Genomic DNA, 19,167 nt, shown 5'->3' with positions numbered 1-19,167 from the left:
TGAGCGCGACGAGCGACTTCGTCAGTACGCCGCGGCCTTGGAAGCGGTCGCCGACCGCGACGGGATCTTAGAGGCACAGTCTGCCGAGACCGCGGCCCTCCGCAGCCCTGAGCACCGCGACGGTAAATCAGCTGCCCGCCGCACCCACGAGCCGTAAGCTGAGGGAACCGAAGCGGGGTGGAGCAGTTAGGTAGCTCGCTGGGCTCATAACCCAGAGGTCGCGCGGTTCAAATCCCGCCCCCGCCACCACCGGTCCGGCCCCCTCCGATCGACACGGAACGGGGCCGGACCCATGCGGGCCCGACCGACAGAGGCTCACCCCGTCGCCAACGCGACGACAGGCCGCCCGCGACCAGCAGTCCAACGACCATCATGGCGTCCGAGCCACGCGCCGGCGGCGAACGCCGGCAGCACGATGTCGGATGGCGACGCGGTGGTCAGGAGGCCTCCCTGTCGTGGTGGACGGTGACGAGGTCGCGGGGCGAACGACCGGCGCGCAGGTCGGACAGGTTGTCCAGGAAGCCCTGCCCCACCGCGGCGACCTCGCCGGGGAAGGCGAAGCGCAGTGCGGGGAGACGACGAGGTTGGGTACCCTCCACGCGGGATCCTCGGGCGGCAGCGGTTCGACGCGGTGTACGTCGAGGAAGGCGCCGCGCAGAGCGCGTGAGCGCAATGCCTCGTGCAGTGCGGTGTCATCCACGGTGGACGAGCGTCCGAGGTTGACCAGCACCGCGTGCGGAGGCAACGCGGCCAGCACGTCCTTGTCCACGAGATTCGTCGTCCCGGGGGCGTCCGGCAGGCAGCACACGATGCGGTCGGCGCTCTCGGCGGCCTCGGCCAGACCGGCCACGCCCACGGTCCGGTCGGCGCCTGCGATCCGAACCGCGCCGCGGACACGATCATCGTCCCGGGCTTCGAGCACTTCCAGCGCCCTCCGCGCCCGCGGGTGAGGGCCGCTCTCAAGCTCGCCGGCCGCGCCGGGATACGCATCGCCTCCACCGCGGATCGCGGGGCGCGGGGGCTCGCGGCGAAGGCGACACTGGCATGATCCGGGCCATGGATCAGCTCTCGTACTCGGCTGCATGGCTGTCACGGTGGCGTGACGAGCTCACGGGCGCGGTGAACTCCATGATGTCGACGTTCGAGGAGACGTACGGCTACGAGCCGGGCAGGAACGAAGTCCGGGTCGCCGGTGAAGAGGACCTTCGGGCGGCCCGTGACTACGGTCGGGAGGTTCTGGGATTCGAGGATCTACTGACGTTCTACGAGTCGATCGGGGAGGTCGTGTTGCCCGACGTGGGCAACGGCTACTTCGTCCACTCGGCGCGCGATGTCCTGCACAGGCTCGCAGAGGAAGGGCCGGTCTTCGTTCCGGAAGCTGATGACCCTCATGGGATGGTGATCGCTTCGAACGGTGGGGGCGTCCTCTACGTCGCCGACCGGGGCGGCGCGATCCACCGGTCTCGGTCCGCCTCCATGGACGACGCGGAGTTCGACAAGGTTGCCGACGACCTGCCGCAGTTCCTTGATGACATCTGTCGTTGCGTCGTCAGTTTCGTGGAGACGGGTGCGACCGGAGACCTGTGATGATCACCGACTGTGGTCGCCGGGGGCGTATCGGGACTGCCCCTCGCGCCGGCGTCTGCAGATCTCATCCTGCTGAGCCGGCGAAAACCCGTGGTCACGCACCTGTGCCTCCACGATCACATGATCATCCGGGGGTGGTGCGTCGATCACTTGAGGGTGCCTTCGTTTGCCGACAGGCTCAGATGTGCCCTCCGATGGATCAGCATCGATCTCCCTATGGATCTCAGACGTGCAGCTCTGGCGGGAAGCCGGTCCAGCGGAGCTCGGCGGGGAGGTGGCCGGTGTCGTTGAAGAGGAGGACCGCCGGGGGGCGGTCGGGTGCGTAGCGGATGACGGTCAGGGCCGCGTTGGCATGGTTGATGCCCAGCCACCGCCACTTCGGCGCGTCGAGCGCGGCTCGAACGAGCCAGCCGACGAGGAAGTTGTGGGTGACGACAAGCTCGTGGCGCGGTTGGTCGCCGTCGACAGGTCCGGTGAAGTCTGCGAGCGCCTCCGCCGCGAGCCCGGGGCCCTGCTCGCGTTCCTCAGCCGTGAACTGGTCCAGGAACTTGATCCAGGCGTCGGCTGCCTCCGGCGGCAGCTCTTCGCGTGTCGGCAGGTAGGGGAGGTAGTCGCCAGCCGCGTCGGAGCGACGGCGGGGAACGCCGTCGAGCCGTTCACCGACCAGCCGGGCGGTCTGTTCAGCACGGGCGAGTGGCCCATGGTGGATTGCCGCCAGCGGAACCCCACGGAGCCGCTCCCCCAGCAAGGCTGCCTGGTGGCGGCCCGCATCCGTCAGTTCGCTTTCGTCCGACGATGCCTCGGCGTGGCGGGTGAGATAGAGGTAGCGGGCAGCCATACCGGTCATCGGCGCATCCTTCAGTGGAGTCGATCTTGCGGACTCATGAAGGGACGCCGACCGCCATGGGCCGGTTCCACGAACGTGCTGGGGCCAGGCGAGCGGACGTCGGGGGAACAAACTCATTTCCGTGAACGCATAACATAACGATCTGCACCTATTATTACTTTTTATGCGTCGACGCTCGCTGTGGTGATTCTCAGGCTGGTAGGCGGGGCGGGTGGAAGGGACTGCGGTCGTGAGTGGTGGGCAGAGTGGACTTCCCCGGTTGCTGACGGCAGCGGAGACGGCGGCGCCGGTGGATGCCGTCGGTGTGATCGCGGAGGACCTGCGGCGGCGTTTCGAGGCCACGAAGGTCTCTTTCCTCATCGTGGACCTGACAGGGAAGGCGGTGGCGCGGCTGTCGACCGCCCCCGCGGAGGATGGGCGGAAGGTGGAGCGGATCCCCTTGTTCGGCAGTGTCTACGAGGAGGTGATCCGTACACAGCGGCTGTATCAGGAGGCGACCGGTCAGGGGCAGCGGGTGATCGTGCCGGTCACCAACCGGGGGGATGCGATCGGGCTGCTGGAACTGCTCCTGCCGGTCGATCCCGGCGAGGACATCCTTGATGAGGTCGGGGAAGCCGCCCATGCCCTGGCCTACATCGTGATCGCCAACGGGCGCTTCACCGACTTCTACACCTGGGGCAAGCGCTCCAGACCGCCCACCCTGGCAGCAGAGATCCAGTACCAGCTGCTCCCCTCGTCGCTGTCGTGCGAGGCCGCGCAGTTCACACTGTGCGGAAGCCTGGAGCCCTCCGAAGATCTCAGCGGCGACACCTTCGACTACACCCTGGACCGGGACACACTGCACGTGTCGGTGACCGATCCCATGGGCCACGACATCGATGCCGCTCTGGCCGCCACGGTCCTGGTGAGCGCGCTGCGCGGGGCCCGCCGCGCAGGAGCCGGTCTGGCCGAACAGGCCCACCGGGCCGACCAGGCACTCGTCGCCCACGGCCACGGCCACGCCACCGGGCAGCTGCTGCGCATCAATCTCCACACCGGGCAGGCCCACCTCGTCAACGCCGGGCACCCCTGGCCACTGCGCATGCGTGAGGGCACTGTGGAGGTGATCACCTGCGAGGTGGACCATCCCTTCGGGCTGTCCGAGTTCGCGACCCTCCCCTACCGCATTCAGGACCTCGATCTGCGCCATGGTGACCGTCTGCTCATGTTCACCGACGGCATGGTCGAACGGCACGGGGAGAAGGTCGACCTGCGCGCCCTGCTGGAGCGCACCCGAAGCCTGCACCCGCGGGAGACCGCGTTGATGCTGACATCCGCGGTCCGGGATGCTGCCCACGGCCGGCTCGATGACGACGCCACCGTGATGTGTCTGGACTGGCACGGCCCCCAGGAGACCCAACGACACGTCAGCTCCGGCGCGGACGTCGGACAAGCCTCGGCCAGCCGCACAAAGCGGCAGCCGTGATCAGGGTGCTCACCTGGACGGCGCCGGGCCGCCGCTGAGTAACTCTCGCGTCGCGCCTCCTGCCGGAAGCCTGGCATGCCGCCCTCCCCCAGCCGCTACGAGCGACCCCGGGGCCGTCCGACCCCTCCAGCTCGCCACCCTGCGCACGGGCCGGTCCACAGCACTTGTGCGCCTGCTGGGACGGCAGTGGCCGCTGGCGACATTCGTCGGCCGCACCCCGGACGCACTCGACGAGCGGCTGGGACCGGACGAGGCCACACGATGGGCGACGCTCCGCTGGATCCTCGACCTGACCGGGCTCGGCGGCATCGTCGTCGTCGATGCGCTTGCCTTCGCAACCGGCTGGGACTCCACGCTGCTCCACCTGTTCCTCCAGGCCCTGGCCGAGCGGCAGGGCCGCGCCGGCGGGGGCGAACGATGGCTGTCCCGGTGGCGGCAGGAGCGGCAGTTCACGGCCGCCGTCGAGGACACGGTGCTCCGGCCGCTCGGCTCGTCACGGGTCGCCCGTATCGCGTTCTGGGCGGCGCTGGCCGCGGCACCGGCCGGCGAGGAGGTCACGGCGAACGAACTGCTGGCGGCGGCGCAGCTCACGGCCGACCTGGTCCCCGACGCCGAGGTACTCACCGCGGCCATGGCCGGGCTCGGCCGTCTCCGGCTGACCGAGCAGGCCTCCGCGGAGCGAGTCCGGCTGCGCCGCTGCGGGGTGCTCGCCCTGCTGGGCGAGCGGGCGGAGCAGCGGCTGGAGACGGCCCTGCGGGACTGGGCGGCACACTCGGAGGCGGCCGCGCACGAGGACCACGGTCATGCCGTACGCCTCTGGGAGTCCCGGCGGCACGGGCTCAGCCACGATTACGACGAGTACCTGGCCGCCCTGGAGGGGGCCGCCCCGGCCGCCGACCTCGACGCTCGGCTGGCGCGACTGGCGCAGCAGACCGCCGAATCTTCCGTGGACGAGCGGAGCGTGGCCGGGACAACCGATCTCGTGCCCATGCTGCGCGAGACGATCGGCCTGTGGCAGCAGGCGTTCCCCGGCGTACAGGTGGAGACCGGCGGACCGGGCGCCGCCGTGGCGCGGATCAGCGCCCGCGCCGCCCAGGTGCTCCTCTACGAGCTGCTGGCGAACGCCGGTGAGGAACTGACCGGTTCGGAGGCAGGACGCGTCTCCGTGCACGTCGAACCGTACGGCGACGAGTGGCTCGTCGACGTCCGCGACAACGGCGCCGGGATCACCTACCCGCAGGGCCGGGAGGACCTGGTCTTCCGGGCGGGCCGCTCCACCAAGGGCGAGGGCCGGGGCGACGGTCTGCACCGCGCCCGCGACATCGCCGAAGCGGCCGACGGCGCCCTTCTGCTGGCCTCCCGCGCGGACGGCCACCCGATTCTCAAGGGTGCTCATTTCCGACTCATCCTGGCGAAGGGCTGACGATTCGGCGCACAGGATTTTCAACAGCGTCCGATGCCTGCGGTGGACACGAGGATCGAACTCGTACGTGCCGGCCCCACGCCTTGTTCGTTCCGGACGTCGGACGCGCGCACAGGGCCACCCACAAACTGGCCTGACAACTGACAGGCACCATGACTTGTCCCGCTCTGATGCAGGCCTCGGCTGTCAAGTGCCCGCTCCCCCAAGGGACTTATGGACCGCCCACGACGAGATGCGCCCGGGGACATCAAGTCCCCGGGCGCCCTGGAAGACCGAACTCGCCTTCTAGGAGAGGAGCTTGTAGCCGCTCCAGCCGCTCGCGATCCGTACTCGCGTACCGAACGAGCCCTTTCCGTCACCGCTGGTGCGCCACACGTTGCCACTGGTGTCGCGGGAGACCAGGTCCGGCCTGCCGTCGTCCGTGATGTCGCCGACCCCGACGACCGCGTTGTACGAGCCGCCCCAGTTCGACAGCACCTTGACGCGGGCCGCGAACGTGCCGTCGCCCTTGCCGTTGTAGCGGTAGAGGTTGTTGGACGTGTCCTGGGCCAGGAGGTCGGCCTTGCCGTCGCCGGTGATGTCACCGGCGCCGACGATCTTCTTGTAGCCCTTCCAGTTGTCGTAGAGCTTGACGCGGGAGGCGAGCTTGCCGGTGCTCGTCCCCTTGTAGAGGTAGACCGCTCCGGTGGACGAGTTCCTCGCGATCAGGTCCGGGCGTCCGTCACCGCTCACGTCGCCGGGCGAGGTGAGCGCGTTGTACTGCGTCCAGCCGCTGGTCCCGAGGGTCGTGTACGACGTCGACGGCTTGACCGCCGCCCCGCAGCCCGGCTTGTACAGCCGCAGCGCGCCGCTGCTGTAGCGGACGAGGACGTCGTTGCAGCGGTCGCCGCTGAGGTCACCGAAGGGGATCGCCATGATGGTCGTGGGCCAGCCGGTGCCCGTGTACTTGTCGCCGAACTTGCCCGTCCCCGTGCCGCTGTGGAAGGTCAGCCCGCCCGAGGAGTTCAGAGTGAGCAGGTCACCGCGCCCGTCCGGGCCGTCGGGGCTGACGAAGTCGCGGCGCACCGCGGCTCCGCGCTGCAGGAAGCCCTTGCCGCTGCTCACCGTGTTCGCCGTGGCGGTGCCGAGGCCGGTCGCCTTCAGGGTCCAGGTGAAGTGCCCGTTCGGGAAGTAACTCCCGCTCGTGGTCTTGCCGTTCCAGGTCGCCGACACCCGGCCCGGGGTCGCGCCGCCGGTGAGGGTGCGGGTGGCCTTGCCGTTCGCGCCGCTCTGGACCGAGGTGAAGGTGAGCGACCAGGAGGTGACCGGGCGGGACAGCACCCAGGCGCCCTGGAAGGACGCCCCTGGGACCACGTAGTCGCCGACCTCCGTCTCGAAGGCCGTCACGGCGGACGGGGCGATGCCCGTGGTGGTGACGTGGGTGCGTTCGTACTCGTCGAACCAGGCGACCAGGCCGGTGTACTCGTCGACCGTCCAGCGGTAACGGCGGTCCACGGTCAGGCCCTTGTCGGCCAGGCCGGAGGCGATCGTGTGCGTGGTGCCGGTGGCCGCCTCGGTGAGGACGAGCGTGCCCGCGCCATGGTCGTGGCGGACGGTGAAACCGTCGCCGAGAAGCACGTCGCCGGGGGTGACCGCCCTCGACGTACCGGCCTTGGTGTCGTACACGCCCGCCGAGTCCGTCCCGCAGGCCCAGTACACCCAGCGTCCCGCCGCCTGGAGTTCGCTCGGCACACAGGCCAGGCCGGGGACGGTCACCGTGGTGAGCGTCTTCGCCTGCGGGATGCTGTACGAGGTCAGCTTGCCGACGGTGGAGGCGCTCCACAGGGTGGAGCTGTTCAGGGCGGCGGCGCGCACGGACCGCTTCAGCTTCTGGCCCTGGCCGAACTGGCCCACGTACTGCGCCGGGGAGGTGCCGCCGGAGTCGAAGACGGCGTAGTCGTCGGAGACGTCGACGATGTGGCCGCCCCGGCCGCCGAAGTCCAGATCGTTGCCGCCGATCTCCACCAGCCGGTCGTCGCCGAGGCCCTCGCCCTCGTCGGTGCCGCCGTTCGCGTCGAGGTAGACGTCCCGGGCGTTGAGGTTCCCCCACAGCGCCGAGCACGTGGCGCCCTGGTACGGGCAGAGGGCGGCGTATATCGAGCCGCTCGCCGTGGCTTCGGACGCCGTCAGCGTGCCGGAGCCGTCGGTGGTGAGGGTGCGCACGGACGTGGTGTCCGCGGTGGCCTTCGGGTCGTCCTCGGCGACCCGCAGGCTGCCGCGGCTGAGCGCGATGCCCGTCTTGGCGTTCTCCACCGCCGGGGCCTGCTGGACCTTCGCCTGCTTCAGCGTGCCGTCCTCGGCCGGGCTCACCCGCCGCACCCACCAGTCGGTGGCGTCGGTGCCGCCGGTGACCAGCGCGCTGCCGTCAGCCGCCGCCAGCGTGTACTCGCCGGCGCTCGCCAGCAGGGTCTGCTGCACCGAGGGATCGTCGACGTCGACCGCGAGCAGCCGGGAGCCGAGCGCGCCGGAGGACAGCGGCAGCAACAGCCAGTGGCCGACCAGGACCGGATCGCCGTCGAGTTCGCCCGGGTTGGCGGGCAGCGTGACGACCTGTTCGGCGGCGGTGAGGTCGGTGCGGGACTTCAGGTGCAGCTCGGCCTTGCCGGCCTCGTACCAGCCGATGCGGTCCTCGCTCATCACGTAGTGCGAGGCGTAGGTGGCGTCGGTGAACGCGTAGGTGTTCACGGCCGAGGCGACGTCGATGTAGCCGATCGTGCTGGTGCCGAGCGACCAGAGCACACCGGCGGAGTCCGCCGCGAGGACGTCCTCGCTCCCCACGCTCGTCGCGTCACCGGTGACCTTGCGGGTGCGCCACTCGCCGTCGACCTTGTCGATCAGGGCCTGGCTGGTGACGATCGTGTCGCCGGCGAGGGCCCGGTAGTAGCCCTGGCCGTACTGGACGGAGCCGTTCCAGCTCACCTTCTTCGAGGTGGCCGTCGCCGGATCCCACAGGGTGGCGTACGCGTCGTTGGCCGTGGCCGGCAGCGCGACCAGGTCGCCGTCCGAGCCGTACCAGGCGTTACGGCACTCGGAGGCGATGGACGTGCAGCCGGTGCCCGGGGTGTAGACGCCGTCGGCGTTCTCGACGGTGACGGTTCTGCCGGTCGCGTAGTCGGTCCACAGCAGTCCGGTCCTGCCGGTCTGCCGGTGCAGGAAGCCGGTGTCGCCCGCGACGTAAGGGCGGTCGGTGCGTGGTGTGGTGGAGCTGGGGTCGACCAGTGTGATCGCGGTGGTGTCGGCCCCGGCCGCTTCCGCGGAGCCGCCGCCCTCCGACAAGAGCACGACGGACGCGGCCGCGACGGCGACCGCGAGCAAGGAGACGGCGGCGGTCAGCCCGCCCCGTCTCAGGGCGTGTCTGCCCACGTGAGTTTCCCTCCCCTACGAGGGTCCGTACCCTCGCACAAGTGGCCGGATCTTACCAAGGATTGGTAAAGGCAGGGACGCTCTCGCAGGTGAGAGGGGGCGGCATGCCACCCGGTTCAGGCAGGCAGTGGCTCGATCACGCTCACAACAACGAACCCCAGACCACCGACCTGGGGTGTCCCCATGGACCGGGTGCCGAGAATCGAACTCGCGGTCTCAGCCTGGGAAGCTGTGATCATTCGCGACCGGTTCGAGCGCCGACCTGGAAGAACGGCCGGGGCTCCGTGCCCCGTCTCAAAAGATCTGGTCCGAGGCCAAGGCTGGGAGCTGCGGCGACCAGATCTACTGAGACGGCCTGCGGATTGGTCCCGTTGACCTGACACAGGGCCCAGATCGGCCCAGACGGGACATGTCGGCGGGGTAGGGGATACAGCTGGTGGGCATTCCGTCCCACTGAACATGGTCGCCTGCAACTGGCCTGCTGACGTGGCTAGGACTGTCGGCGCGCGAAGAGGACCGCACCTGGAACGCTCTCGTCGGGGTCGATCAGCATTTGGGCCTCGACGGTGAACCCGGCATCGCGTAGCCAGCCCGCCACTTGGTCAGGCCGGCGACGGTGAACGTGGACGTTCATCGGGTGGCCGCCGTAGCCCTGCGTCTTCAGCCTCGACCCGTCGCCGACATGAAAGCCGAGCAGCAATGGTCCGCCGGGACGCAACACGCGCCGGAAGTGGCCGAAGACCGTGGGCACCGCTTCGTCGGGGACGTGAATCAACGACCAGAATGCGAGCAGGCCGACGACTGAAGCATCGGCGAGGTCGAGGTCGGTCATCGAGCCCACCTCGAACCGCAGGCGGGGGTGGTCACGCCGAGCCACGTCGATCATCACGGATGAAAGGTCGATGCCGAAAGCGTCCACACCCAGCTCGTACAGGTGAGCGGTGACGTGTCCAGGTCCGCAGCCCACGTCCGCCACCGGCCCACCGCCGGCGGCGTGCACCAAGTCGGCGAACAGCGCTAGAGCCGCCCGAAGATAGGGCGCCCCGGCCAGAGCCTCGCGTAGTTGGTCGGCATAGCTGACCGCGACCGTGTCGTAGGAGGTCCGGGTGTCTGCCAACCAGCGGTCCGCGTTCATGGCTCGACAGAGTAGGGCAGCGATCAGGATGACGAACCAGATCAGCCGAGATCAACGACGGATCACACCGCCACACGCCCCCTGCGATCCGCTGGGGCCAACCACCCCCGCTTCTGGCTGCACCCGCGGATCGACGCACTGCGGGCCGCCGGTGACGAGCGCCCACTGCGCACCATCCTGCTGCGTCAGTTCCCCGCGGTGGTCTCCGTCGAGACCCTCCTCGGCATGACACTCCTCTTCGTCGCGCCCTTCCTGCACGGCTCCGCCCGCAACCAGGCGTTCCAGGCCGACACAGCCAAGCATTCCGCAACCGCGATATCCCCCGAGGATCTACCGAGGCTTTCCGACAAGGCGGTCAGCGCCTCCACGTGGGTGCTGGGGAGCACCGAGACCCTCGTCCTCATCGCCTTGATGGTCGGCGGTTACTGGTACTCCGGAGTACTGGCCCGCCGACGCACCGTGGCCGCTCCCGGACACAAGCCCGCGACGGGCGATCTCCTCGAGGCCTGACCACCCCAACACACGACCGATCCGGTAGGGGCCGGCCACCCGGCACTTCCCCGCCCATGTGGTCCACCCGGCCTGCGGGACGCCCGAGCCGGGTGCGCCGCAGGCCACGGGACCGCTGCGGCGCGTGCGGCCGGGTACCAGCGCCCTCGCGACTGGGCGACGTCCGACCTGTGCACCATGCGTTCCCACATGCTGGGGCAGCAGTTCGCTCAGCGTCTCCGGCGCCTCTTCCGGGATCCAGTCGAACGCCGCCCAGCCCAGCGCATAGCAGGCCAGTCAGGTGTAGCGGTCGGCCTGCTGGGAGAGGGCGTCGGGCTGCCATGTGTCGCGATAGGAGAAGCTTCCGGTGCCGGACTGGTAGCCGACGGTCGGGGTGGTGCCGTTGGTGGCGGTGTCCTTGCGGGAGGGGTCGTCGGCGGTGGAGCCGGTGGCCTGGAGGCCGTCGGAGGCGAGGCCGGTGGTCAGGTGAGCGGCCGGGGAGAAGGGTCTCCGCGACCTCGCCCGCCGCCGGGGGTCTCTGTGGAGGGCATGCCTCGGAGACAGCCACGTGAACTGCTGTCGATGTACGGGGTATTGACGCGTAGCTGGTCTAGTCCATACCGTCTTCAACCATCGATGGTTCAGCAGAGGAACCATCGTTCAGCTACGTGAACTGCTGCTGCAGCTCCCGAATGCTCTGTCTCGGCACCCCCACCTCGCGCGTCCCGCGTTCATGACAGGAGCCGTCCTGTGATCAGATCCGCTGCCAGAGCCCTCGCCACCATCCCCGCTGTCCTCGCGACGGCTGCCACCGTCCTCGTTGCCACCGGCGGCTCCGCAAGCGCCGCGACCAACCCCGGCCCTGGCTTCCCCGCCCACTACGCCGCGCCGTACGTCGAGACGTGGAACTCGCCCTCGGCCATGGCCAACGCCCGCAACGCCACAGGCCTGAAGTACTTCACGCTCGCCTTCGTCATCGACGGCGGCGGCTGCAACGCCATGTTCAACGGCGACACTCCCGTCACCGACGCCGGCTGGACGTCAGCGATCAACTCCCTGCGCGCCGCGGGCGGCGACGTCATCGCCTCCTTCGGCGGCGCCTCCGGCACCGAGGAGGCCCAGGCCTGCACCACCGTGGCCTCGCTCAAGGCCCAGTACAAGAAGGTCGTCGACGCCCTCAACCTCACTCGGGTCGACTTCGACATCGAGGGCAGTGCGATCGCCGACACCGCCGCCAACGACCGCCGGAACAAGGCCCTCGCCCAGCTCCAGCAGGAGTACGCCGCCGCCGGGCGCAAGCTGGACGTCCAGTACACCCTGCCGTCCATGCCGAACGGCCTGGACGACAACGGCACGAAGTTGCTGTCCAACGCCAAGAGCAACGGGCTCACCGTCAATCTCGTCAACATCATGACGATGGACTACTACGACGGAACCCGGGACATGGGCAAGGCGGCCACCGACGCCGCCACCGCCCTGCGCACCCAGCTCGGCACCATCTGGCCGGAGAAGTCCGACGCCCAGCTGTGGGCGATGGAAGGCAACACCCCGATGATCGGGGTCAACGACGACGTCAGCGAGATCTTCACCACCGGCAACGCCACCACGCTCGCCAACTTCGCCAAGTCCAAGGGCATCCAGGAACTCGCGTTCTGGGCACTCGGCCGCGACAAGGCGTGCGCCACCAACGGCCAGCTCTCCGACACCTGTAGCGGTACCCCACAGAGCGCCTGGCAGTTCTCCAGCGTCCTCAACACCGTGACCGGTGGTACGACTCCCCCGCCGCCCACCGGCTCCACGGGCCAGATCACCGGCCTCGGCGGCAAGTGCGTGGACGTCGCGGCGGCAAGCAGCGCCAACGGCACCGCCGTTCAGATGTATGACTGCAACGGCACCACGGCCCAGCAGTGGACCGTAGGTTCCGACAACACCATCCGCAGTCTCGGCAAGTGCATGGACCTCACCGCCGCCGGCACCGCCAACGGCACGAAGGTCCAGTTGTACGACTGCAACGGCACCGGTGCTCAGGTCTGGCAGCGGAGCAGCGGCGACACCCTGGTGAACCCCGCCTCCGGCAAGTGCCTCGATGTCACCGACAAGTCGACGGCCAACGGAGCCCGGCTGCAGATCTGGACCTGCGCCGGCGGCACCAACCAGCAGTTCCACCTGCCGACCTGACAGGCAAGAACACCACCCGCTGCAGCCCGGCGCAACGAGTACGCGCTGGGCTGCAGCGGATGGGAACCGGCCAGTACCGGCACCGGGCTATGCCCGGTGCCGGTACTGGGTAGGTCGACCAACTCGGCCAAAGCCGCTGAGATTTCGGGCAACGGGTGCACGACCCGCGCCATGACTACCTTCCGCAACCTTGCCATCGGCGTGCCGAGAACCTCGGAGCCGACGACATCGCCACGACCACCCGGGCGATCCGCGGTGAACCCGAACTGGCAGTCACCGTTCTGGGCATCACCAACAACCGGGAGAGCTACGGAGCCTGATCAAGCCCTGGCGCTCCACCGGCTCGGTAGAGCAAAGATCACCCTGTCGCAGAAGCAGGTCGCGGCGATCGGAGCAGCGACACGGAGGGTGGAACCGCGGTACGACATCCTGATCCGGCTCACAGTCCGCGCCCGGTGGCGCCCGGCGACGACTGCGCCCGCAGCGGCGGCCGGAGCTGCCGGAGGCGTGGTGGAGAGCCAGGTGTTACGCGCGTAATTTCTTGCGACCGATGGCTTGCCGACGGCCCCTGAACTCCCGATACTTCAGAATTGAACTTGTCAGGAGCACGTCGGGGCCGCCCACCGGTGGGCTCGTGCCGTGCCCACTCGCCCCTCTGACCCGCATCCCCCCACAGGAGGACCGCATGCGGATCAAGAAGCCCAGCACTGCGAGACGCACGGGACCGATCGCCACAGCGTCCGGCCCGATGACGGCAACCGTACCCACGACCCCCAGCACTCGCACCACCGTCCACCCGGGCGGGTCCCCGCCAAGTAGGCGCCCGAAGTTCACCGAGCCCCCATCCGCCGCCACCATCACCTCCTGCGGTGGCGTGGCCGCCGCAGAACGCGCGAGCGCAACCCCCGGACGGCCGCAACGCGGTGAGAGCACCTCACACAGGCCACCGACCCGCCGCCGACGTACACACCGCACACGCCACGCCCACGGCGCGCACGACACCCGCGACGCCGGTACGACCGCCGACGGCCACGTCCGCACCGCGCGCGGCGAGTCACACGGCAGGGCATCCAACCGTGCCAGGACACTCACCCCCGCCTCCGGCGGCTGTGCCGCCCGCGACGCGCGTAACTCAACTCCCGCCTCCAGGCCCGTGACCGGGACGCCGCACACGTACGGCACCGACATGCGCTGACGGTCAGCCGGCCGCTTCCTCGCGGCACCCACACCGCCCCCACCGGCCCGTCGGGGGCATCTCACCGCCCTCTCGCGGCGGCCTTCCCTGTTCACCCGCCCCTGGTCCCGTCCCCGTGAGACCAGGGCGCGAACGCGGAGTGCCGCAAGAGGGTTGATCTGTCATGCGCACGTCACACGCACCTCACACGCCTCGCCCACACGCCCCTTTCGTGTGCCACCCGATGGAATCCGACATTCCACTTCAGGAGGTCCCGTGAGATCAACCAGGTCGCTGTCCGTGCTCGCAACCCTGGGCGCCGCAGTACTCATCAGTCTGGGTCTGGCCGCTCCGGCCGAGGCCGCCGGCCCGGTGTACGTCGCGCTCGGCGACTCCTACTCCGCCGGCAACGGGGCGGGCAACTACGACAGCGCGAGCGGTAGTTGCCACCGCAGCCTCAGCTCCTACCCCTACCTCTGGAAGAACGCGCACGCCCCGTCGTCCTTCGCGGACACGGCCTGCTCCGGCGCGGTCACCACGGACGTGACGAACTCCCAGCTCGGCCCCCTGAACTCCTCCACCACCCTGGTCTCCGTCACCATCGGCGGCAACGACGCGGGCTTCGCCGACGTCATGACGGCCTGCGCCACGGATTCGGACTCCGACTGCGTCAACCGGGTCAACCAGGCCGAGAGTTACGCGCGGAACACCCTGCCCGCCCGCCTCGACGCCACCTACGACGCGATCCGGGCCAAGGCCCCCAACGCCAAGGTGGTCGTGCTGGGTTACCCGCACCTGTACACCCTCAACGTCTTCTGCATCGGGCTCAGCGACACCAAGCACCGCAAGATCGACGAGGCCTCGGACGTCCTCGACAGCGTCATCCAGGGCAGGGCCGCCACGCACGGCTTCGTCTTCGGTGACGTCCGCACCACGTTCAACGGGCACGAGCTGTGCTCCGGCGACGACTGGCTGCACTCCATCGTCATCTCGCCGACCTGGGAGTCCTACCACCCCACCGCAACCGGCCACGCCTCCGGCTTCTACCCCGTCCTCAACGCCAACAGCTGACCGGCCCACAACCACGCGCAGGCATCCCGGGCCGCCGGGGTGCCTGCGCGCGGAACGCCGCGCACCAGGCCGCCATGCGCCGCCACGCCGGTGTGCGCGCCCGGTGGACAGCCGGTGGGAGCCGAAGGCAGCCGGAGGCAGCCGGTGGATGAGGTCGGCCTCCCCGCGCTCCCCCACGCCCCTCCGGCCTGGCCACCTTGCAGATCTGAGGCAGAATGACCCACGGGCGCCCGCTGTGGCGGGCCGGGGCGAGGGGGCGGCGACATGGCGCACTGGCAGGGAACCGACTTCACCGTGGACGGCCGCGAGCCGACCAGTGCCGAGGACTACTACCAGATCGGTCTGCACTGCTGGAACAGCGGGCAACACCGCGCCGCGGCCCCCTTTTTCCTGGAGACGGCCGCCTCCGCCGGCCATGTCGCCGCCGTGGAACTCCTGGGGCACATCGCCTACCTGCAGGGTCACTACGCGATCGCGGTGCCGCTGCTGCGGCAGAGCACCGGTTCGCCGCGAGCGGCCTACTACCTTGCCTCGCTGTACCACCAGGGCTGCCCCGAGGCGGGTATGGCCCAGTCGCTCGACGAAGCGGCCCGCCATTACCGGGCCGCGGCCCGACTGGGCGAACCCGAAGCGATGCTGGCCCTGGGCGAGCTGTACCTGGAGCGGCTGCTGCCCCTGACGCGGACGCCCGCGGAGCACGCGCTGGAGTACTTCCTGGCGGCGGCCGAGCGTGACCACCCCTATGCCCAGTACCGTGCCGCGGAGCTCTACCGCACTCTCTACCAGGACACCGAGCGCGCCGCCGCCCTCTACCGGTCCTGCGTGGACAACCCGAAGACCGGCCGCCACCCGCTGGGCTCGATGATGACCCTGCAGAGCGAGGCACACCTGCGGGAGGAGGCAGCCATGCGGACGGCTCGCGCGGCGCAGCAACGGCGCGACGCCGTCAACCCCGTAGAGCGACGGGGCGACTTCATCTGAGCCCGGAGCCCCGGGAACGGGCACGAAAGGCACACCCGGCATCCCGCGCGGCCGCACCCGGCCGACGCGTCGCGGTGCGGCCGCGCATCGGCAGCCCGTCGTGACGCGCGCCAGCCGGTCAGGCGCACGCCAGCACCCACAGGAAGACGGAGAGCGTCCGTACCAGGTCCCGCGTCTCCTCAGTCTGGACCCGCAGGGCGTCCGGTACGTGGGACAGCTCCCAGTCGGCCGGGTCCCGCGGCTCCTGCGGCTCGGCCTCCCACAGGAGCCGTACTTCCTCAGCGCTGGTCCGCAGTCCGGTGCAGGCGCGAGCCGTGGCGTCCAGGACCTGCGCGAGCGGATCCGGCGTCCCTCCGTCGTCGGCCGGCTTCGCGTCGGCCTCCCTGGACAGGACGTCGGCGGCTCTGGACAGGACGTCCGCGAGGCCGACCAGGTGCGTTGCCCGTGCCAGCCAGCTCGGGGCCCGGCCACCCGGCGCGCCGATCCCGCCGGCCGGTTCCCGGTCCAGGGACATGCGTCCACACAGGGACCGTTCCCGGGCGCCGGGCTGCCAGGTCCCCCGCTCCCGGAGAACGTCGGCCCGCTGCATCGCCTGCCGGGCCTGCGCGATCACCGCCGGCCAGTCGCCGCGATCCCAGTCGGGTGTCGCCAGGAGTTCCCGGACGCGGTAGCCGACCGTCACCGTCGGCCGCACTCCGGCCGGGGCAGAACGCGGGAGATCGGGTGTGAGGTGGGCGAGCAGTACGTGTCTGACCCCGGCCACCGCTTCGACGCTGCCCACCCCGATCCCACCGTGACGGGCCGCGTCGGGCATCGGGCCTGCCGCCAGAGGAGCGGCAGCGGGGTCGCAGTAGCGCACGACGTCCGCCAGGGGTACTTCGTCGACGAGGATCCCGGCGTCGTAGGCGGTCCGCCACAGCAGCAGACCAAGGGTGTGCGGGCCACTCCCCCACGGCCACTTCACGCGTGCGCCGGGATCGGAGGCGAACCGCCGGGACGCCGGTGCGCCGAAGTGGAGATCCTGCTCCTGGTGCCAGGCGACCATCAGGCCCCCCTGATGACAGGCCCGCTCCCAGGCACCGCACCCGTACGCGGCCCGGTGCCGCGACTCCCACCCGCCCGCGCCCAGCTCCACGTCAGCGTCCACGTGACGAACCGTACCGGTGCTCTGTCGTAGCGGTGTTGCGCTCGTCGTCCCGGCGTCCGGCACGGACGACAAGGTGTACGCCGTCACCACGTCCGGCTCTCCGCAACTCATCACCGTCGGCCCCCGCACCGGTCAGGCCACACCGATCGCGGGCCTGCCGGTAGGGACCGGCAAATGGATCTTCACCTCAGGCAGGGTGTACGCCCCCCACCTTCGTCACCGACCGGGTCGCCGACGCAGATGCATTCATCGATTTCATTTCTCAATGCCATGACCAACAACTGTTGGACCTCTGAATCATCGATTCCTAGGCTCGGCCAGGCAGGCCTTCCGTACGAGAAGACCTCGACCACCTGTCTTCCAGATTCGGAGGAGACGTCCGATGAAGCAACGCACGATCGGCGGACGGACGGTTTCGGCGATCGGGCTCGGCGGCATGCCGATGTCCATCGAGGGCCGCCCCGACGCCCACAGATCGATCGCGACGATCCACGCCGCGCTGGACGCCGGTGTCACGCTCATCGACACAGCGGACGCGTATCACCGCGACGCCGACGAGGTCGGACACAACGAGGAGCTCATCGCCCGGGCTCTGCGCACGTACGGCCGGGGAGCGGACGACGTGCTCGTCGCGACGAAGGGGGGTCACCTGCGGCCCGGCGACGGCAGCTGGACCGTGAACGGCGATCCGGCCCATCTGAAGCGGGCCGCCAAGGAGTCGGCCAAGCGCCTGGGCGTCGAGGCGATCGGCCTCTACCAGTTCCACCGCCCCGATCCGCACGTCCCGTACGCCGATTCGATCGGTGCAATCCGTGACCTGCTCGACGAGGGCGTGATCCTCATGGCGGGCATCTCGAACGCGACCGTGGAGCAGATCGACGAGGCGAACGAGATCCTGGGCGGTCGCCTCGACTCGGTCCAGAACCAGTTCTCGCCCAGCTTCCGCTCCAGTCTGCGCGAGCTGGAACACTGCGCCGAACTGGGAATCGCGTTCCTGCCCTGGAGCCCCCTGGGCGGCATAGCGAACGCGCCCGAACTCTCGGCGCACCACGCCGCTTTCCGCGAGGTCGCGGACGAGGCAGGCGTCAGCGTCTACCGCGTGACCCTGGCCTGGGAGCTTGCCCTCGCGCCCGTGGTGGTCCCGATTCCCGGGTCCTCTCGCCCCGAAAGCATCCGTGACTCAGCGGCCGCCACCGACGTAGAGCTCACCAGCGAGCAGATTTCCCGCCTGTCGGCCACCTGAGGCCCCCGGTACCGGCACCGAATACCACTTACGGACAAGGACCCGATCGTGAAGACGTTCAAACTGCCCGGCACGGACATGGTCGTCCCGAACATCGTGCTCGGCCTGATGCGCATCCAGGACAAGAGCGACGCGGAGGTACGCGAGCTCCTCGCCACCGCCATGGACGCCGGCATCACGTTCCTCGATCACGCCGACGTGTACGGCAGCGAGCTGCACGGCTGCGAGCGCCGTTTCGCCGAGGCGATGCGGCTGAGCTCGTCGCAGCGCGAAAAGTTGATCATCCAGTCAAAGGCGGGCATCGTCCGCGAAGGCCCCTACTTCGACTTCTCCTACGAACACATCATGGAGTCGGTGGACGGTTCGCTCAAGGCTCTCGGCACCGACTACCTCGACATCCTGCTGCTGCACCGACCCGACGCCCTGGTCGAACCCGAAGAAGTCGCGCGCGCCTTCGACGAACTCGCCACGACGGGCAAGGTACGGGCCTTCGGCGTCTCGAACCACACCCCCCGGCAGATCGACCTGCTGAAGCGTCACGTCAGTCAGCCGCTGGTGGCGAACCAGCTCCAGCTGTCGATCACGCACGCCCCGCTCGTCGCGCAAGGCGTCGCGGCCAACATGCAGGGCCTGGACCAGTCGGTCAGCCGTGACGACGGGCTCCTGGACTACTGCCGACTGCACGACATCACCGTGCAGGCCTGGTCACCGTTCCAGGCCGGCTTCTTCGACGGACCGTTCCTCGGCTCGGAGCGCCACACCGAGCTCAACGCCGTCATCGATCGCCTGGCGGCGAAGTACGGTATGCCGCCCCTTGCCATCGCGACGGCCTGGATCACCCGCCACCCCGCCCGGATGCAGGTGGTCATCGGCACGACCACACCGCAGCGCGTCGCGGACGCCGCCCTCGGATCGGACGTACCACTGACCCGTGCGGAATGGTACGAACTGTTCCGCGCCGCCAACTACATCGTGCCCTGACCGTCGGCCCAACTTGGCAGCGCGGAGCGGCGTCCTGGGCCACA

The 19,167-nt window shown here is 69.6% G+C and carries 16 protein-coding genes, 1 tRNA gene and 1 pseudogene; 11 read left to right on the top strand and 7 right to left on the bottom strand.

Annotation, left to right across the window (positions count from 1 at the left end):
• The first annotated feature begins 171 nt into the window (after positions 1-171).
• A tRNA-Met gene (locus ABZ642_RS15375) sits at positions 172-249 on the top strand.
• Between the two features lie 188 nt (positions 250-437).
• Here the strand turns inward: ABZ642_RS15375 and ABZ642_RS15370 are convergent.
• Both ABZ642_RS15370 and ABZ642_RS15365 read right to left on the bottom strand, forming a co-directional pair.
• Entirely contained in the window at positions 438-599 is a 162-nt protein-coding gene (locus ABZ642_RS15370; RefSeq protein ID WP_360483508.1) for a hypothetical protein, read from the bottom strand.
• A gap of 20 nt (positions 600-619) precedes the next feature.
• Positions 620-808 (bottom strand): annotated as a pseudogene (locus ABZ642_RS15365) (NAD(P)-dependent oxidoreductase); the annotation flags it as partial.
• Between ABZ642_RS15365 and ABZ642_RS15360 the strand changes: the two are divergent.
• Both ABZ642_RS15360 and ABZ642_RS15355 read left to right on the top strand, forming a co-directional pair.
• Positions 734-1,048, top strand: coding sequence for a hypothetical protein (locus ABZ642_RS15360; RefSeq protein WP_360483505.1), 315 nt, complete (start codon positions 734-736; stop codon positions 1,046-1,048). The pseudogene ABZ642_RS15365 and the gene ABZ642_RS15360 overlap by 75 nt on opposite strands.
• 8 nt (positions 1,049-1,056) lie before the next feature.
• Positions 1,057-1,587: a hypothetical protein gene (locus tag ABZ642_RS15355; protein WP_360482940.1), complete on the top strand. Its 531-nt coding sequence runs from the start codon at positions 1,057-1,059 to the stop codon at positions 1,585-1,587.
• 223 nt (positions 1,588-1,810) lie between these two features.
• Here the strand turns inward: ABZ642_RS15355 and ABZ642_RS15350 are convergent, their stop codons facing one another.
• Positions 1,811-2,434, bottom strand: coding sequence for a histidine phosphatase family protein (locus ABZ642_RS15350; protein ID WP_360482937.1), 624 nt, complete (start codon positions 2,432-2,434; stop codon positions 1,811-1,813).
• Positions 2,435-2,723: 289 nt separating this feature from the next.
• Here ABZ642_RS15350 and ABZ642_RS15345 point away from each other — a divergent pair, with 289 nt between their 5' ends.
• Together ABZ642_RS15345 and ABZ642_RS15340 are read left to right on the top strand one after the other, a co-directional pair.
• Positions 2,724-3,899: a PP2C family protein-serine/threonine phosphatase gene (locus tag ABZ642_RS15345; protein ID WP_360483463.1), complete on the top strand. Its 1,176-nt coding sequence runs from the start codon at positions 2,724-2,726 to the stop codon at positions 3,897-3,899.
• Positions 3,900-4,065: 166 nt separating this feature from the next.
• Positions 4,066-5,322 carry an ATP-binding protein gene (locus tag ABZ642_RS15340; protein WP_360482934.1) on the top strand — a complete coding sequence of 419 codons (1,257 nt, stop codon included), beginning with the start codon at positions 4,066-4,068 and terminating at the stop codon, positions 5,320-5,322.
• Positions 5,323-5,607: 285 nt separating this feature from the next.
• Here ABZ642_RS15340 and ABZ642_RS15335 read toward each other — a convergent pair whose 3' ends face one another.
• A complete protein-coding gene (locus ABZ642_RS15335; RefSeq protein ID WP_360482931.1) occupies positions 5,608-8,724 on the bottom strand; it encodes a VCBS repeat-containing protein in 3,117 nt (1,038 codons plus the stop codon).
• A 490-nt stretch (positions 8,725-9,214) separates the two neighbouring features.
• Positions 9,215-9,859, bottom strand: coding sequence for a class I SAM-dependent methyltransferase (locus tag ABZ642_RS15330; protein ID WP_360482928.1), 645 nt, complete (start codon positions 9,857-9,859; stop codon positions 9,215-9,217).
• Positions 9,860-10,084: 225 nt separating this feature from the next.
• Between ABZ642_RS15330 and ABZ642_RS15325 the strand changes: the two genes are divergently transcribed.
• Positions 10,085-10,369 carry a hypothetical protein gene (locus tag ABZ642_RS15325; RefSeq protein WP_360482925.1) on the top strand — a complete coding sequence of 95 codons (285 nt, stop codon included), beginning with the start codon at positions 10,085-10,087 and terminating at the stop codon, positions 10,367-10,369.
• 276 nt (positions 10,370-10,645) lie between these two features.
• On the opposite strand, the gene ABZ642_RS15320 is transcribed toward ABZ642_RS15325, so the two are convergent.
• Entirely contained in the window at positions 10,646-10,978 is a 333-nt protein-coding gene (locus ABZ642_RS15320; RefSeq protein WP_360482922.1) for a hypothetical protein, read from the bottom strand.
• A gap of 120 nt (positions 10,979-11,098) precedes the next feature.
• Between ABZ642_RS15320 and ABZ642_RS15315 the strand changes: the two genes are divergently transcribed.
• The 3 genes from ABZ642_RS15315 to ABZ642_RS15305 all read left to right on the top strand — a co-directional run bounded on the left by ABZ642_RS15315 (position 11,099) and on the right by ABZ642_RS15305 (position 15,752).
• Complete coding sequence (locus tag ABZ642_RS15315; protein ID WP_360482919.1) at positions 11,099-12,526, top strand: ricin-type beta-trefoil lectin domain protein; 1,428 nt, start codon at positions 11,099-11,101, stop codon at positions 12,524-12,526.
• Between the two features lie 1,450 nt (positions 12,527-13,976).
• Entirely contained in the window at positions 13,977-14,771 is a 795-nt protein-coding gene (locus ABZ642_RS15310; protein WP_360482916.1) for an SGNH/GDSL hydrolase family protein, read from the top strand.
• A gap of 264 nt (positions 14,772-15,035) precedes the next feature.
• Positions 15,036-15,752 (top strand): hypothetical protein, encoded by a 717-nt coding sequence (locus ABZ642_RS15305; protein ID WP_360482913.1) that lies wholly within the window; start codon positions 15,036-15,038, stop codon positions 15,750-15,752.
• 118 nt (positions 15,753-15,870) lie between these two features.
• On the opposite strand, the gene ABZ642_RS15300 is transcribed toward ABZ642_RS15305, so the two are convergent.
• The gene (locus ABZ642_RS15300; RefSeq protein ID WP_360482910.1) at positions 15,871-16,899 is read right to left on the bottom strand and encodes a hypothetical protein; all 1,029 of its coding nucleotides are present in this window, start codon (positions 16,897-16,899) and stop codon (positions 15,871-15,873) included.
• A gap of 382 nt (positions 16,900-17,281) precedes the next feature.
• Here ABZ642_RS15300 and ABZ642_RS15295 point away from each other — a divergent pair, with 382 nt between their 5' ends.
• Both ABZ642_RS15295 and ABZ642_RS15290 read left to right on the top strand, forming a co-directional pair.
• Positions 17,282-18,142: an aldo/keto reductase gene (locus ABZ642_RS15295; protein ID WP_360482908.1), complete on the top strand. Its 861-nt coding sequence runs from the start codon at positions 17,282-17,284 to the stop codon at positions 18,140-18,142.
• A 48-nt stretch (positions 18,143-18,190) separates the two neighbouring features.
• On the top strand, positions 18,191-19,123 hold the full coding sequence (locus ABZ642_RS15290) for an aldo/keto reductase (protein ID WP_360482905.1): 933 nt from the start codon (positions 18,191-18,193) through the stop codon (positions 19,121-19,123).
• The last annotated feature ends 44 nt before the right edge of the window (positions 19,124-19,167 follow it).

It is taken from the genome of Streptomyces sp. NPDC007157 (genome assembly GCF_040634235.1).
Lineage (GTDB): Bacteria > Actinomycetota > Actinomycetes > Streptomycetales > Streptomycetaceae > Streptomyces.
The sequence above is the reverse complement of the archived record's forward strand: the minus strand, read 5'-3'. Positions and strand labels throughout refer to the sequence as shown.

Coding starts and splice junctions, on each gene's coding strand:
- ABZ642_RS15355 (WP_360482940.1), top strand. CDS start 1,057: ATGGATCAGCTCTCGTACTCGGCTGCATGGCTGTCACGGTGGCGTGAC.
- ABZ642_RS15295 (WP_360482908.1), top strand. CDS start 17,282: ATGAAGCAACGCACGATCGGCGGACGGACGGTTTCGGCGATCGGGCTC.
- ABZ642_RS15305 (WP_360482913.1), top strand. CDS start 15,036: ATGGCGCACTGGCAGGGAACCGACTTCACCGTGGACGGCCGCGAGCCG.
- ABZ642_RS15330 (WP_360482928.1), bottom strand. CDS start 9,859: ATGAACGCGGACCGCTGGTTGGCAGACACCCGGACCTCCTACGACACG.
- ABZ642_RS15350 (WP_360482937.1), bottom strand. CDS start 2,434: ATGACCGGTATGGCTGCCCGCTACCTCTATCTCACCCGCCACGCCGAG.
- ABZ642_RS15325 (WP_360482925.1), top strand. CDS start 10,085: ATGACACTCCTCTTCGTCGCGCCCTTCCTGCACGGCTCCGCCCGCAAC.